General features: G+C 69.7%; 12 protein-coding genes. 7 read left to right on the forward strand and 5 right to left on the reverse strand.

What is annotated here, in order from left to right; genetic code table 11:
• The first annotated feature begins 2 nt into the window (after positions 1 to 2).
• Positions 3 to 935, forward strand: coding sequence for an EamA family transporter (locus tag BLP38_RS14115; RefSeq protein WP_231916527.1), 933 nt, complete (start codon positions 3 to 5; stop codon positions 933 to 935).
• Entirely contained in the window at positions 932 to 1,894 is a 963-nt protein-coding gene (pheA, locus tag BLP38_RS14120; RefSeq protein WP_091359300.1) for a prephenate dehydratase, read from the forward strand. The genes BLP38_RS14115 and pheA overlap by 4 nt, the downstream gene beginning before the upstream one ends.
• 118 nt (positions 1,895 to 2,012) lie before the next feature.
• On the opposite strand, the gene BLP38_RS14125 is transcribed toward pheA, so the two are convergent.
• The 3 genes from BLP38_RS14125 to BLP38_RS14135 form a co-directional block, all read right to left on the reverse strand.
• The gene (locus tag BLP38_RS14125; protein WP_091359304.1) at positions 2,013 to 3,056 is read right to left on the reverse strand and encodes an LLM class flavin-dependent oxidoreductase; all 1,044 of its coding nucleotides are present in this window, start codon (positions 3,054 to 3,056) and stop codon (positions 2,013 to 2,015) included.
• 52 nt (positions 3,057 to 3,108) lie between these two features.
• Positions 3,109 to 5,592, reverse strand: a complete 2,484-nt coding sequence (locus BLP38_RS14130) for an alpha/beta hydrolase-fold protein (protein WP_091359307.1) — start codon at positions 5,590 to 5,592, stop codon at positions 3,109 to 3,111.
• Positions 5,593 to 5,774: 182 nt separating this feature from the next.
• Complete coding sequence (locus BLP38_RS14135) at positions 5,775 to 6,809, reverse strand: LacI family DNA-binding transcriptional regulator (RefSeq protein WP_091359311.1); 1,035 nt, start codon at positions 6,807 to 6,809, stop codon at positions 5,775 to 5,777.
• A 225-nt stretch (positions 6,810 to 7,034) separates the two neighbouring features.
• Here BLP38_RS14135 and BLP38_RS14140 point away from each other — a divergent pair, with 225 nt between their 5' ends.
• The 4 genes from BLP38_RS14140 (at position 7,035) to BLP38_RS14155 (ending at position 12,296) form a co-directional block, all read left to right on the forward strand.
• Entirely contained in the window at positions 7,035 to 9,050 is a 2,016-nt protein-coding gene (locus BLP38_RS14140) for a beta-galactosidase (protein ID WP_091359315.1), read from the forward strand.
• Positions 9,047 to 9,982, forward strand: a complete 936-nt coding sequence (locus BLP38_RS14145) for a carbohydrate ABC transporter permease (RefSeq protein WP_091359318.1) — start codon at positions 9,047 to 9,049, stop codon at positions 9,980 to 9,982. Before BLP38_RS14140 ends, BLP38_RS14145 begins: the two co-directional genes overlap by 4 nt.
• Positions 9,979 to 10,878: a carbohydrate ABC transporter permease gene (locus tag BLP38_RS14150; protein WP_091359321.1), complete on the forward strand. Its 900-nt coding sequence runs from the start codon at positions 9,979 to 9,981 to the stop codon at positions 10,876 to 10,878. Before BLP38_RS14145 ends, BLP38_RS14150 begins: the two co-directional genes overlap by 4 nt.
• 80 nt (positions 10,879 to 10,958) lie before the next feature.
• A complete protein-coding gene (locus BLP38_RS14155; RefSeq protein WP_091359325.1) occupies positions 10,959 to 12,296 on the forward strand; it encodes an ABC transporter substrate-binding protein in 1,338 nt (445 codons plus the stop codon).
• Between the two features lie 111 nt (positions 12,297 to 12,407).
• Here the strand turns inward: BLP38_RS14155 and BLP38_RS14160 are convergent, their stop codons facing one another.
• Entirely contained in the window at positions 12,408 to 13,772 is a 1,365-nt protein-coding gene (locus BLP38_RS14160) for a cryptochrome/photolyase family protein (RefSeq protein ID WP_091359329.1), read from the reverse strand.
• Positions 13,773 to 13,846: 74 nt separating this feature from the next.
• A complete protein-coding gene (locus BLP38_RS14165) occupies positions 13,847 to 15,016 on the reverse strand; it encodes a diacylglycerol/lipid kinase family protein (RefSeq protein WP_091359332.1) in 1,170 nt (389 codons plus the stop codon).
• A gap of 101 nt (positions 15,017 to 15,117) precedes the next feature.
• On the opposite strand from BLP38_RS14165, the gene BLP38_RS14365 reads away from it, so the two are divergent.
• The coding region (locus tag BLP38_RS14365; RefSeq protein WP_172824713.1) for a hypothetical protein at positions 15,118 to 15,237 on the forward strand (120 nt) is incomplete at its 3' end.

The following is a 15,237-nucleotide window of genomic DNA, read 5'->3' on the forward strand; positions in this document are numbered from 1 at the left end:
GAATGGATCACGTGACCCGCCGTGACATGCTCCTCGCCGCTCTCGTCGCCTCGCTGTGGGGCCTGAACTTCGTCGTCATCGACTGGGGGATGAGCGGCATCCCGCCCCTGCTGTTCGCGGCGATCCGGTTCGCCGTCGTCGCGCTCGCCGTCCTCGTCGTGCCGAGGCCCCAGACCGGGTGGCGCGTGATCGTCGGAGTCGGCCTGTTCATGAGCCTCGGGCAGTTCGCCCTGCTCTACACCTCGCTCGCCCTGGGGCTGAGCCCGGGCCTCGCGGCGCTCCTGATGCAGGCGCAGGCGGTGTTCACGATCGTGATCGCGGCGATCACACTGCGCGAGCGGCCCTCGGCGATGCAGATCGTCGGGGTGGGGCTGGGGGTCGTCGGCCTCGCGGTCGTCGCGACCTTCCGCGGCGGGGATGCCCCCGTCCTGGCCGTCTGCCTCGCGCTCGCCGCCGCGCTGTCGTGGGCGGTCGGCAATGTGATCTCGCGCCGCGCGGGCGTCGTCACCGGCATCGGCCGGGGCGGGACGCTCTCGCTGACGGTGTGGTCGTCGCTCGTGGTCCCCGTGCCCGCGCTCGCCCTGTCGTTCGTGATCGACGGTCCCGCCGCGATCGGCGCGGGCCTCGCCGCCATCGGTCCGCAGGCCGTCATCTCGACGCTGTACACGGCGGGGCTCTGCACGCTGTTCGCCTACGCCGTCTTCAACGGACTGCTCGGCCGAAACCCGTCGGCGGCGGTCGTGCCGTGGATCCTGCTCGCACCCGTTGTCGCGATGGCCTCTGCCGCACTGCTGCGCGGCGAGGCCCCGAGCGTCGGGGAGGTGGTCGGCGGGGCGGTGCTCGTCGCGGGGGTGCTGGTCAGCGGCATCCGCCGTCGTCAGCGGGTGTCGCCGGCGGTCGAGCTCATGGGGGTGCCCACTAGGCTGTCCGCGTGACATCCGAGCCCCCGGCTTCCCCCACCCGTCGCACGTACAGCTTCCTCGGCCCCGCAGGCACCTTCACCGAAGCCGCCCTCGCGCAGGTCCCAGAAGCGCGCGACCAGAACTGGCGACCCGTCCGCAACGTCGGCGAGGCTCTCGCCGACGTGATCGAGGGCCGATCGGATGCGGCGATGATCGCGATCGAGAACTCCGTCGACGGCGGCGTCTCGACCACGCAGGACGCGCTCGCCACCGTTGCGGGTCTGCGGATCGTGGGGGAGTACCTCGTCCCCGTCGAGTTCGTGCTGGTCGCGAAGCCGGGCGTCCGCCTCGAGGACGTCTCGGTCATCGCCGCTCACCCCGTCGCGTACGCGCAGTGCCTCACGTGGCTGACCAGCGCGCTGCCGGAGCACTCGCACATCCCGGCGACCAGCAACGTCGCGGCGGCCGTCGGCATCGTCGATGGCACGATCACCGCGGATGCCGCGATCGCGCCGCCCGGCATCCTCTCCCTCCACGACCTCGAGCTCCTCGCCGAGAAGATCGGCGACAACGCGCACGCCGTGACGCGCTTCGTGCTCGTGAGCCGTACTGCGCCGCCGCCCGCACCGACCGGGGCGGACAAGACCTCGCTCATCGTCGAGCTCCCCGAGGATCACCCGGGTGCCCTGCTCGAGCTCCTCGAGCAGTTCGCCACCCGCGGGATCAACCTGTCGCTGCTGGCCTCGCGCCCGATCGGCGACGAGCTCGGTCGCTACCGATTCGTCATCGACGCCGATGGACACATCGAGGACGAGCGCATGGCCGACGCCCTCCTGGGCCTGCGCCGTTTCTCGCCGCGCGTCCTCTACCTCGGGTCGTACCCGCGCGCCGACCGCGCGATCGTCCGCTACCCGGAGCGGTACTCCGACGAGGTGTTCGTCGAGGCGCGCGACTGGCTGCGAGGTCTCGTCTCGGGCGAGCCCGAGGCCTGAGCCGGTCCGCAACTCCTCAAAGACCCGCGGCCCGCTGCTCGCGGAACCGGTTGCGTCCGTTTTTCGGGCTCGATTTCGAGGAGTTACCGTCGGGGGCCCGCGGCCCGCGACGACTGCGTCAGGCGGCGAGGAGCTCCAGCGTGCGGATCCGCGAGGGCGCGGCATCCATCGGCTCCGCCTCGGTCGCACCGGCGACGGGCGAGACCATGACCTCGTCGACGCCGTGACGAGCAGCGAACTCGGCGAGGCGCGTGCGGACCTCCGGCCCGGTCCCGACGAACCAGCGCGACATCATCGCGTCGAAGACGGGGGCGGCGAGGGAATCGGATGCCTCTGCGGCGGCTGCCTGCTCGACAGTCTCGAGGGCCGTCAGCGGCTTGCCGCCGCGCAGCCGCGCCATCATGCGTGCCTGCGGGAGGGCCGCGGCGCGCGCCTCGTCGTCGGTGTCTGCGACGACCGCGTTGGCCGTGACGAAGGTCCGGGGTGCCGCGAGCGTCTCGGACGGCTGGAACTGCCCGCGGTACAGGTCGAGCGCGCGCTCGAGGCCGTCGCCCGAGAAGTGGTTGGCGAAGACGTACGGCAGGCCCATGCCGGCGGCGAGCTGGGCGGAGTAGTCGCTCGATCCGAGCAACCACACCTCGGGCGCGCTCGTCGAGGCGGGTGTGGCGGTCACGGTGTAGGTGCCGCCCGAGGTGAACCGCAGCGTCGCGCCCTCCGCCGACACCAGCGAGCGGATGTCGGTGACGTGGTTCGGGAAGCGCTCCACGTCGCTCGTGGTCCCCGACTGGCGCAGCAGCTGCGTGATGACCGGGTCCGACCCGGGCGCGCGCCCGATGCCGAGGTCGATGCGACCGGGCGCGAGGGCTTCGAGCGCCGCGAACTGCTCGGCGACGACGAGGGGGGAGTGGTTGGGGAGCATGACGCCGCCGGAGCCGACCCGGATGCGGCGGGTCCGCGAGGCGGTCGCGGCGATGAGAACCGGGGGTGTCGTCGAGGCGACGGCCGGCATGTTGTGGTGTTCCGCGAACCAGTAGCGCTGGTAGCCGAGGTCGTCTGCGCGCTGTGCGAGGGCGATCGAGGCGGCGATCGCCTGGCTGCTGGTCTGCCCCGTGCGGACGGGGACGAGGTCGAGAACGGAAAGGGCCGGGGTCGCGATGCTCATAACGAACACTGCAACCCCGGCCGCGGGCGGCGCATTCCGCGCCGCCTTCGATTCAGCGGGCGATGCGCACGGCGCCGGAGGTCCGGCTCACCGTGTCGTAGCCGCTGAGGCTGCCCGTGATGCGCACCGACAGGCGGTCACCACGGTCGCCCCGGGCGACCGAGTACGACGCCTTGGTCGCGCCGGCGATCGCCCTGCCGTTGTTCAGCCACTGGTACGACAGCCGCGTTCCCTCGGTCCACGCGCCGGCACGGGCGGTCAGCGTCTTGCCGACCTTGGCCGAGCCGGTGACGGTCGGCGTCGACGCGCGGAGGGTGCCCTTCGCGACCTTCGTCGTCGCAGCCGAGGTCTTCGCCGCGGTCGTGTACCCCGACTGGGTGCCGGTCACCCGCACCGAGATGCGGGTTCCGGCGTCGGCGGCCGTCAGCCGGTGCGTCGCGGTGACCGCACCGCGGATCGGCGAGCCGTCGCGCATCCACTGGTACGCGAACGCTGTGCCCTTCGTCCACGTGCCGGGCTTCGTCGTCAGCGTCGCGCCGACCTTCGCCGAGCCCGACACCGTCGGCGTGCCGACGGTCAGAGCGGCGGGCGCCACCGTGACCGTGCGGTCGACGCGCGCGCGGTTGCCTGCGGCATCCTTCACGACGTAGCGGAGGGTGTACGTGCCGAGCTTCTTCGTGTCGACCGTGCCGCGGACCGACAGCTCGGCGGTGAGGTCGCCGTCGACCGCGTCGCGCGCGGTCACGCCGGCGAGAGCGTCGAAGGTCGATCCGAAGCTGACGGTGGTGGATGCCGGGACGCTGATCTCGGGCTTCACGAAGTCCTCGCGCAGGCCCGCCTCGCGGAAGTGCGTCGAGTGCATGCCGAACGAGTCCTTCAGGTGCGGCATCCAGCAGGCGTCGTTGTGTCGGCCCTCGGGGTAGACGGCCCACGTGTGGGGCACGCCCTTGTCGGTGAGGATCGTGTTCATCGAGCGTGCGGCGTCATCGAAGCGGTACTCGTCGAACTCGCACGCGTCGAAGTAGAGGTCGAACTTCTTCAGCTGCTTCGCGGTCATGTCGCCGGCCTGCTTGAGCGGCGTGGGAAGGGCGGAGCCGGAGTAGCTCAGCGAACCGATGTGCGAAGCGATGGAGGAGAACATCCCGGGGTTCGAGAGTCCGAGCGACCAGGCGCCGAAGCCACCCATCGACACACCCGTCAGGGCGCGGAAGTCGCGGCCCTCGAGGGTGCGGTACTCCTTGTCGACGAGGGGCACCATCTCGGTGAGGAACATGCTGCGCCACGGCGTGCCGCCGTTCGGCTGGTCGGAATACCAGAGCGATTCGCCGTCGGGCATGATGACGATCGATTCGGCGAGGCCCTGCTTCCAGAGGCCGTCGAGGACGTCGTCGATGTCGCGCGGTTCCCACTCGCGGCTGCCGCCGTTGATGCCGTGCAGCAGATAGACGACCGGGTATTCGCGGTTCGGCTCGCTCAGGTAGGACGGGGGCAGGTAGGTCGCGAACTCGCGCGGCTGACCCTCGAGGTCGGAATCCACCGTCTCGCGGAAGAACCGGGAATCGTTGCCGGTCTCGCGGAGCGTGGTCCCGTCGATGTGGAGGAACTGCTGGGATGCCGGCTGGAAGGTGTACGGCTCGCCGTCACGCGTGCCCGTGATCGTCCGGTTGGTGTCGACGACGAGGGCGCCGTCCTCGCCGGTGACGACCTCGACCTCGCTGTCGGTGAGGGTGAGGGAGCCCGACTCCTTCATCCAGTCGCGCAGCTCGCGGGCGCGCCGGTCCTTCGACCGGCCGTCGTGGAAGTAGCTCTTGTCGAGCGTCTTCAGGTACGCGTCGACATCGCCGGCCGCGAGAGCGGTCTTCTGCGCCTCGAGGACATCCGCCACGGCGGCCGACTGCGCGGCCGAGGCGCGGGGCCCGGTGATGCCGTAGACGTTCGCGCGGACGGCATCCTTCGAGTAGATCCCGACGGGTCCTTCGTACCAGCCGCCGCCGCCGTTCATGTCGTACAGGCGCACCGCGAGGGTGTTCTCGCCGCCGAAGTTCGGTGCGTCGGCCGGAACGGGGTAGAGACGCTTCTCGAACCACTGGCTGCTGGCAGCCGGCGGCATCGTGCCCGAACCGCCGATCCGCGTGCCGTTGAGGTAGGCCTCGTCGACGTCGTCGAGGAAGCCGAGCGATGCGACGAGGTTCGTGCCCGCGGCATCCGGAGGCAAGGTGAAGGTCAGGCGGTACCAGCCGAACCCGTCGTAGTCGTCGAAGGGGGTGCCGTCGCCGGGGACGGTGATGTCCTGCCAGGACGAGTCGTCGAAGTCCGGCGAGGCGTAGGACGGGTCGTCGCCCTTCGCGAACTTCCAGGTGCCCCCGAGGTCGAGCGACACGCTGGTACCCGGCGATGTCGTGGCGCTGGCTGCGGGGGAGATCGGCTGGGCCGAGGGAGCGGCCAGCGCGGGGGTGGCGATGCAGAGCGACGTCGCGACGGCTGCCGCGGCGGTGATGGCGGCCAGACGGCGCCGTCGAGGGACGTGAGAATTCACGGACTCCTACTTCCTTGTGGGATGCCGGGCGTCGCTGCCCGGTGTGACTGTGCACGTTCACGGAGGTGGTGATGGATCCGCTGTGAACGTGCACACAGAGTGGCACCGCATCATCCGCGATGTCAACGCACAGCGCACGACGTGCGCATATGTGCACGCGTCGGGCGTCAGGCCATCAGGCGTCAGGCGGAGTCGCGCCAGACCACGGGACATTCGAGCACGCGTCCGCTCGTGCCGGGGTCCTCACCGCGAAGCTGGCGCAGCACGGACTCCGCTGCCGCCCGACCGAGCTCGCCGGCGGGCTGGTGCACGGTCGACAGCGGCGGATCGCACCGGAGGGCCCAGGAGCTGTCGTCGAATCCGACGATGCCGACGTCCTCCGGTACGACACGGCCGGCTGCCTGCAGGACGTCCATCGCTCCGGCGGCGACGGCGTCGCTCGACGCGAAGACGCCGTCGATGTCGGGTGCACGCTCGAGCAGTGCACGCATGCCCTCCTGCCCGTCGGAGTAGGAGTACAGGGGCACCCGCTCGACGAGCTGCGGGTCGAATCTGTTGCCGAGGGCGTCGACGAAACCGGCGAGACGGTCCGAGCCCGAGTCGCGGTCGAGGGCGGAGGCGATCATCCCGATGCGCCGACGTCCCGTGGCCGCGAGCCGGTTCGTGATCTCGCGCGCGGCCCCGCGGTTGTCGATCGCGACGTAGGCGGCGTCGCCGATGTCGCGGGGGTGGCCGACGAAAGCGGCGGGCAGGCCGAGGTCGGCGACCGCACGGGTGATCGGGTCGCCCACGCGTGCCGAGACGATGATGACGCCGTCGATCAGGCCGCCACTCAGGTATCGGGCGAGGCGTTCGATGTCGCGGGTGGTGTCGGCGATCATGAACGACAGCTGGTAGTCCGCCTCGGACAGCGCCGCATTCGCGCCGAGAAGGATCGAGCCGATGTTCGGATCCTCGACGAAGAGCGAGTGGGGCTCGTGGACGATCAGGCCGATGGCTTGCGAGCTCTGCATGACGAGGCTGCGCGCGGCACGGTTGGGGACGAAGCCCACCTTGGCGATCGCGGCCTCGATGGCCTCACGCGCCTCGTTCGAGACGTAGGGCTGGCCGTTCAGCACGCGGCTCACCGTTCCGCGCGAGACCCCGGCTTCGGTGGCCACATCCTTGACGGTCGCGCGACGGCGCCGGCCGATGACATCCGTGCGGTCGTTGCTCACGCGCTCATCGTATGTGCACGCACACACGCTCCGTGCGCCCGCTGGTAAGCGAGTCGCAGGTCCAGGGATACCGCCTCTGCCGCCGATTCGCGGGAGAACGGGTGTCGCGCCCACCCGTGTTGACATCGGGGATTCGCTCTGCCTACTCTGTACACGTTCACAGAGCCTCAACGCGGAGGAACACCGCTTGATCCTGTGCACGTTCACAGGATCCAAGAGGAGAACATGTCGGTCCCCGCCCGCCCCTTCGCGCACGACGGCATCGCGTTCGGTTGTGATTACAACCCCGAACAGTGGACGCCCGACGTCTGGGATGAGGACATCGCGCTCATGCGCGAAGCCGGAGTCGACCTGGTCGCGATCAACATCTTCGGCTGGGCGCACATCGAGCCCCGTGCCGGTCAGTACGACTTCGCCCGCCTCGACGACATCATCGGCCGGCTGCACGCGGCCGGCATCCGCATCAACCTCGGCACCGGTACCGCCTCCACCCCCGCCTGGCTGACGACCGCCCACCCCGAGATCCTCCCCGTGGTCGAGGACGGCACGCGCCGCTACCCGGGTGGGCGTCAGGCGTGGTGCCCGAGTTCGCCCGTCTACCGCCAGGCCGCCCTCGCGCTCGTGGACGCCGTCGCCGCCCGCTACGGCTCGCACCCCGCGATCGCGCTCTGGCACGTGTCGAACGAGCTCGGCTGCCACAACGCGCTCTGCCACTGCGACGAGAGCGCCGCCGCGTTCCGCGTCTGGCTGCAGGCCCGTTACGGCACCGTCGAGGCCGTGAACCGAGCGTGGGGCACCGCGTTCTGGAGCCAGACCTACTACGAGTGGGACGAGATCCTCACTCCCAAGGCGACCCTGTCCAGCCGCAACCCGGGGCAGATGCTCGACTTCCACCGCTTCAGCAGCGACGCCCTTCTCGCGCACTACCGTGCCGAGGCGGAGGCCATCCGCGCCCACAGCGAGATCGCGATCACCACGAACTTCATGGTGACCGCGCACATCGAGAACCTCGACTACTGGTCGTGGGCGGGCGAGATGGACGTCATCGCGAACGATCACTACCTCGACCACCGACTCGGCGACCCGCGGTCCGAACTCGCGTTCGCCGCGGACCTCTCGCGCGGTCTCGCGCAGGGGTCTCCGTGGATCCTCATGGAGCACTCGACCGGCGCCGTCAACTGGCAGCCGCTGAACAAGCCCAAGGCTGCCGGTGAGATGATCCGCAACTCGCTGACCCACGTCGCACGCGGCGCCGACGGCGTCTGCTTCTTCCAGTGGCGCGCCTCGGTGCAGGGGAGCGAGAAGTTCCACTCCGCGATGCTTCCCCACGCCGGCACCGACTCCGCCGTGTGGCGCGAGGTCGTCGAGCTCGGCGGGATCGTCGACCGCCTCGGCGAGGTCGCAGGCTCCCGCGTCGAGTCCGACATCGCGTTCCTCTTCTCGTGGGAGTCCTGGTGGGCGACCCAGAGCGAGACCCGCCCGAGCCAGGCGTTCGGCTACCTCGAGCAGGTGCACGCCTCGTACCGTGCCCTGCACGCGAACGGCCTCACCGTCGACGTCGTGGCCCCCGGCTCGGACCTCTCCGGCTACCGCATGGTCGTCGTCCCGGGCGTCCACCTCATGACCGAAGCGGATGCCGCGGTCCTGACCGCGTGGATCGCCGCCGGCGGCACCGCACTCGTCACCTTCTCGACCGCCATCGTCGACGAGAACGACCGGGTCTACACCGGCGGCTACGCGGGTCCGCTCCGCGAGGCCCTCGGCCTGCACATCGAGGAGTTCGCCCCCGTCGCGTCCGAGGTGTCGCTGACCCTGAGCGACGGATCGACGGCACGGCTGTGGTCCGAGCGGTCCCGCACCACCACGGCCGAGGCCCAGGCATCCTTCACCGACGGCCCCGCCGCGGGGATGCCGGCGCTCACCCGCAACGCCTGGGGCGAGGGTGCCGCGTGGTACCTCGCCACCGTTCCCAGCGACGCCGACTACCGTGACCTGGTCACGCGTCTCGCCGACGAGGCCGGAGTCGCTCCGGCCGCCGTCGTCGAGCCCCGTTCGCGCGACCTCGAGATCGTCCGCCGACGCGGGGAGCTCGCGTCCTATCTCTTCGTGATCAACCACGGCGAGACCGATGTCCACGTCGACTCCGACGGCGTGGACCTCGTGACCGGCACGCCCGTCGCCGGTCGCGCCACCGTGCCCGCCGGCGCGGTGCGCATCATCAGAGAGGAGGCGGCTGCATGACCGCCACGGAAGTCCTCGTGACGCGTTCGTCGGCCAAGCCGCCGCGCGCGAAGCGGATCCCGCGGGCCAAGACCCCGCACAAGGGGGCGATCGCGGTCTTCCTGGGACCGTTCGGTATCCTCTTCGCCCTCTTCTATCTGCTGCCGATCGGCTATGCCATCTGGCAGTCGCTGCTGGTCGTCCAGCGCGACGGTCTCTACGGCGAGCCCACCGAGGTGTTCGGCGGACTGACGCAGTACATCCAGGTGTTCCAGAACGCGCCGTTCTGGGAGTCCGTCGGTCGGGTGCTGCTGTTCGGGGTCGTCCAGGTGCCGGTCATGCTGGGCCTCGCGCTGCTGTTCGCGCTGCTGCTGGACTCGCCGGTCCTCAAGGGCAAGCGGTTCTTCCGTCTCGCCTTCTTCGCGCCCTACGCCGTTCCCGGTGTCATCGCGGCGATCATGTGGGGCTTCCTGTACTCGCCGAACCTGTCGCCGTTCACGGGCCTGACGAACTCGGTCGACTTCCTCTCGCCCGAGATGGTCCTCTGGTCGATCGCCAACGTCGTGACGTGGGTCTTCGTGGGCTACAACATGCTCATCATCTACTCGGCCCTCCTCGCGATCCCCGCCGAGGTCTACGAGGCCGCGCGCCTCGACGGTGCCGGGCAGATCCGCATCGCCTGGTCGATCAAGATCCCGATGGTGGCCCCCGCCATCATCCTCACGGCCGTGTTCTCGATCATCGGCACGCTGCAGCTGCTGGCCGAGCCGCAGGTCTTCCGCTCGTTCAGCACGGCGGTCTCGTCCACGTTCACGCCGAACATGACGATCTACGCGACCAGCTCGGTGCCGAACCCGTACCTCGCGGCGGCCTTCTCGGTCGTGCTGGCGCTCGCCACCTGCGTCCTGTCGTTCGCGTTCTTGAAGCTCACCCAGCGGAAGGCCGAGCAATGAGCCTCCTCACCCGTACCAACGGCGCCCTGGCGACCGACCTCCCGAAGACCCGCGGTCCGCGGGAGTCAATCCTCTCGCGCGGCGCAGCCCTGCTCATCATGGGGATCTTCACGCTGTACTTCCTCGTGCCGATCTGGTGGCTGTTCATCGCCTCCTCGAAGGACCGTGGTCAGCTGCTGACGACCAACCCGCTGTGGTTCGCCGACTGGAACCTGTTCGCCAACATCGGCGACCTCATCTCCTACAACAACGGGATCTACTTCCGCTGGCTGCTCAACAGCCTGGGGTACGCGGGTCTCGGCGCTCTGCTGGCGACCGTGTTCGCCGGCATGGCGGGCTATGCCCTCGGCAAGTACCGGTTCCGTGGTCGTGAGGCGTTCTTCAACATCGTCCTCGGTGGCGTGCTCGTCCCGGCGACCGCGCTCGCACTGCCCCTGTTCCTCCTGTTCAGCCAGGTGAACCTGACCAACACGTTCTGGGCGGTCCTCCTGCCGAGCATCGTGAGTCCCTTCGGCGTCTACCTCGCGCGCATCTACGCGTCGTCGTCGGTGCCCGACGAGCTCATCGAGGCCGCGCGCCTCGACGGTTCGGGTGAGGTCAGAACGTTCTTCACGGTCTCGACGCGGCTCATGGCGCCGGCTCTCGTGACGGTGTTCCTCTTCCAGTTCGTGTCCATCTGGAACAACTTCTTCCTGCCGCTGATCATGCTCCGCAGCCAGGACCTGTTCCCCGTCACCTACGGGCTCTACACGTGGAACACGCAGCTCAACCAGATCCCCGAGCTGCGCACCTACGTCCTGGTCGGCGCCTTCCTGTCGATCGTGCCGCTCATCATCGCCTTCCTCTTGCTTCAGCGCTTCTGGCGCAACGGACTCGGCACCGGTTCCGTGAAGTGAGCTCCTGCCGAGGGCGGACCCCTCGGCATCCCTGCAATACCAGTACCTGTCACCCGATCAACGATCAGATTGGAAATCCCATGCAGCACACCAAGAAGGCAGTCGTCGCCGGCGTCGCACTGCTCACTGCGTTCACCCTCGCCGGCTGCGCCGGCGGCAACGGTGGCGGCAGCGGCGACGGGGCAGCGGACCCCGCCGCGTGCGCCCCCTCCGACGGCAAGGTCACCCTCGACTTCACGTCGTGGATCCCGGGCATCGAGGACGCCGCGAAGATGTGGAACGACGAGAACCCCGACATCCAGGTCAAGGTCCAGACGGGCCCCAACGGCAACTCCGGCACGTACGCGAGCTTCTTCAGCCAGCTCGAGGCGGGTAACGCCCCCGACCTCGGCCAGATCGAGTACGACGCGCTGTCGAGCTTCCGCGTCCAGGACGGTCTCGAGGACCTGTCCGCGTGCGAGGACGTCGTCGCCGCGAAGGACGAGTTCATCCCGTGGACCTGGAACCAGGTCACCCTCGGCTCCGACGGCGTCTACGGCATCCCGCAGGACTCGGGCCCCATGGCGCTGTTCTACCGCTCCGACCTGTTCGAGCAGAACAACATCGCCGTTCCGACGACGTGGGACGAGTACAAGGAAGCCGCCAAGGAGGTCCGCAAGACCGGTGGCTACATCACCAACTTCTCGACCGCCGACATCAACCAGTTCGCCGGCCTCGTCTGGCAGACCGGTGGCGACTGGTTCGCCAACGACGGCCAGGAGTGGAAGGTCAACCTGACGGGCGACGAGTCCAAGAAGGTCGCCGACTACTGGCAGGACCTGATCGACGAGGACCTCGTCTCCACCTACCCGGCCTGGACCGAGGAGTGGAACAACGCCTACAACTCGGGCAAGGTCTGGAGCTGGAACTCGGCCGTGTGGGGCGCCAACTCCATCTCGTCCGGTGCTCCTGACACCACCGGCAAGTGGTCGGTCGCTCCCTCCCCGCAGTGGGCTGCAGGCGAGAAGGCCTCGGGCAACTGGGGCGGCTCGTCGGTCGCCGTCTTCAAGGGCACCGAGCACCCGTACGAGGCCGCGAAGTTCGCGCTGTGGCTGAACACGTCCGAAGAGGCGCTCACGGCTCTCAACAAGTCGGCGAACATCTACCCCGCCACCACCGAGGGGCTGAAGCTCCCCTCGCTGCAGGAGGGTGTGGAGTTCTACGGCGGACAGAAGATCTACGACGTCTTCGCCCAGGCTGCCTCCGAGGTCAACCCCGACTTCGTGTGGGGCCCGACCATGACGCAGACGTACGCCGACGTGTCGGACGGCTTCCAGAAGGCCGCCAGCGGCCAGGGAACGCTGCTCGAGGCGCTCGAGTCCGCGCAGACCAAGACGGTCGACGCCCTCAAGGCGCAGTCCATCCCCGTCGCCGAGTGACCACTCGCTGACACCCGTCATTCACTGACACCACGATTCACTGACACCACGCATCCGCGCCGCGGGTCGGGCCTTCGGGCTCCGATCCGCGGCGCGGTCGCGTGTGCGGTGTCACGCCTGACGTGAGGCCTGCTTGACCTTCTCGTAGGCGGCGAGCGCGTTCTGCCGCGTCGCCTTCAGGGCGACCATCGGCATGGGCGGCTGGCCGTCGGCATCCGTGTACTCCGGTGCCCACTGCCCGATGTACTCGCGGCGCTTGTCGAACTTGTCGGCCTGCAACTCGGGGTTGAAGACGCGGAAGTAGGGAGCCGCGTCTGCGCCGGAGCCCGCCACCCATTGCCAGTTGAAGGTGTTGCTCGCTCCGTCGGCATCGACCAGGCAGTCCCAGAACCATTCCTCGCCGCGGCGCCAGTCGATCATCAGGTTCTTGATGAGGAAGGATGCCGTGATCATCCGCACCCGGTTGTGCATGTACCCGGTCTCCCAGAGCTCCCGCATCCCGGCGTCGACCATCGCGTAGCCGGTCTGTCCTTTCTGCCACGCCTGCAGCGCCGTCGGCTTGAGCCGCGGCCACGGGAACGCGTCGAACTCGGGGCGGAGGTTCTTCGTCGCGAGATCCGGGAAGTGGTACAGCGTGTGCCAGGCGAATTCGCGCCACCCGATCTCGGAGAGGAATCCGGAGGCGCCCGGCGTCTCGACGGCGGCATGCCACACCGTGTGGGGGCTGAGCTCGCCCCAGCGCAGCCGCGGCGACAACAGGGAGGTCGCGCCGGCGGACGGCCGGTCGCGGGCGTCGTCGTAGTGTCCGAGGTCCTCCTCGAGGAACTCCTTCAGTCGCCGCTGCGCCGCCGGCTCGCCCGGCTCCCACGTGTCGCGGAGGCCCTGCGCCCAGTCCGGCTTCGTCGGCAGCAGCTCCCAGTCGTCGAGGTCGTCCGAGGTCGGGTACCGCGACGGCCCCGGTACCTCGCGGGGCTCGGGCAGGGGAGCGCGCGGCGCCGGCTGCCCGAGGCAGGCGCGCCAGAACGGGCTGTAGACGGAGAAGTGCTTGCCGGCTCCGGTCGCGATCGTCCACGGTTCGAAGAGGAGGGATGCCGCGAACGACGCGACCTCCACGTCACCCTCCCGCAGGTCCGACTTGAGCGCCGCGTCGATCTCCCGCTCGGGGCCGCCGTACCGGCGGTTCCAGAACACCGCGCCCGCGTCGGCATCCGCCGCCACCTCGCGGATGACGCGGTGGGCGGGGCCGCGGCGCAGGATCAGCCGCGAGCCGCGGTCGGCGAGTCGCTCGGCGAGGGAGGCGAGCGAGTGATGCAGCCACCAGCGAGCTGCGCCGCCGAGGGGACGGATGCCGTCGCTCTCTTCATCGAGCACGTACACCCCGATCACCGGCTCGCCGCGATCGAGTGCGGCGCGGAGCGCGGGATGGTCGGCGAGGCGGAGGTCGTCGCGGAACCAGACGATCGAAGGGGACGGCATCCCCTCATCCTGACCGTCGCGGCTCCGCGATTCCGCCCCTTGCAATCCGACGCCGGATCGCTCAGCGGGTCGGGTCAGACGGCCTCGACCGAGTGCCCGCGGGGGATCGCGAGGGTGAGGCCGCCGGCGACGACGCGCACCGCGATGCGCGTCGCCTCGCCGAACTCGTCGCCGTCGAGCTGCACGGGGTGCGCCTCTTCGGCGGCGAGGTCGATGCCCTTGCCGCGCGAGTAGCGGACGGAGTTGTCGGCGGTGCGCACGGCGAGGATCTTGCGGCCGGCGCGGAACTTGCGCAGCACGCTGTTGTCCCACGCGAGGCGGCGCCAGACCAGCAGCCAGCCGAGGGCCGAGCGCGGTTGCAGGATGGCGACGTCGAGTTCGCCGTCGGTGATGGATGCCTCGGGGATGAGTTCGAGCCCCGCTTGCAGCGAGCCGCAGTTGGCGAACAGGACGCTCTGCACGTCGGCGCGGTGGATGCGATGACCGGGCACCTGGTAGACGACGGGGAACGGCTTGGCCTGCGCGATCGAGCGGGCCGCACCGTCGACGTAGGCGACCCAGCCGACCTTCTTCTTGAGGTCGCTGTTGGTGTTGGCGATCATCGCGGCGTCGAGGCCCATACCGCCCATGACGACGAATGCGTGCTCCGCCGTCTCGCCGTCGGGCCGCCGCAGCTGCGCGAGACCCACGTCGATCGCGAGGGTGTCGCCGTCGAAGGTCGCCGCGATCATCGCGGCCGGGTCGGCGAGGGGGAGCTGCAGGTTGCGGGCGAGGAGGTTTCCGGTGCCGCTCGGGACGATCGTGAGAGGGACGCTCGAGCCGGTCATCGCCTCGCTGACGGCCCGGACCGTGCCGTCGCCGCCGGCGACGAGCACGGCGTTGACACCTTCCGCCAGCGCCTGGCGTGCGACGTCGTCGCCGAGGTCGTCGACCGTCGTCTCGTAGAAGAGCGGCTCGGACCAGCCGGCATCCTTCGCCGCACGGGCCACCTGCTCGCGCAGCTCGTCGCCGTCGACCTTGATCGGGTTGTAGACGAGGGCGGCTTTGGGGCTCGGCCGGCCCTCCACATCGGGCATCGGCTCCGGCGACCCGCTGCGATCGACGCGGCGTGCCTCTCCGGTCTCGTCGTCCCGTGTGTCGGCGGAGACGTCCTCGGGCTCGCGGATCACCCCGTCGGGTTCGGCTGCGGTAGCCGGGTCGTGCGCGTCGTCGGAGCGGTGCGTCGTGCCGGGATCGGTCGCCATGCGTACAGGATAGGGCTCGGCATCCGCCTCTCGGAGACCCTTGCGCTCGCGTCCCTTCCGCACCAGGGCGGGGGTGGGGAGGCCGCGACTAGACTCGACGGGTGATCGATCTCGCCCTCCTCCGTGACGACCCCGCCCTCGTGAAGCGTTCGCAGGAGGCTCGCGGCGAGTCGCCCGACACGGTCGACGAGGCACTGGCCGCCGACCGCGAGCGTCGCACC

The organism is Microbacterium sp. LKL04 (assembly GCF_900102005.1).
Lineage (GTDB): Bacteria > Actinomycetota > Actinomycetes > Actinomycetales > Microbacteriaceae > Microbacterium.

Excerpts from the sequence above, each read along its gene's own strand:
- BLP38_RS14115 (WP_231916527.1), top strand. The coding sequence starts at position 3 with ATGGATCACGTGACCCGCCGTGACATGCTCCTCGCCGCTCTCGTCGCC.
- BLP38_RS14125 (WP_091359304.1), bottom strand. The coding sequence starts at position 3,056 with ATGAGCATCGCGACCCCGGCCCTTTCCGTTCTCGACCTCGTCCCCGTC.
- BLP38_RS14140 (WP_091359315.1), top strand. The coding sequence starts at position 7,035 with ATGTCGGTCCCCGCCCGCCCCTTCGCGCACGACGGCATCGCGTTCGGT.
- BLP38_RS14145 (WP_091359318.1), top strand. The coding sequence starts at position 9,047 with ATGACCGCCACGGAAGTCCTCGTGACGCGTTCGTCGGCCAAGCCGCCG.
- BLP38_RS14150 (WP_091359321.1), top strand. The coding sequence starts at position 9,979 with ATGAGCCTCCTCACCCGTACCAACGGCGCCCTGGCGACCGACCTCCCG.
- BLP38_RS14155 (WP_091359325.1), top strand. The coding sequence starts at position 10,959 with ATGCAGCACACCAAGAAGGCAGTCGTCGCCGGCGTCGCACTGCTCACT.
- BLP38_RS14160 (WP_091359329.1), bottom strand. The coding sequence starts at position 13,772 with ATGCCGTCCCCTTCGATCGTCTGGTTCCGCGACGACCTCCGCCTCGCC.
- BLP38_RS14165 (WP_091359332.1), bottom strand. The coding sequence starts at position 15,016 with ATGGCGACCGATCCCGGCACGACGCACCGCTCCGACGACGCGCACGAC.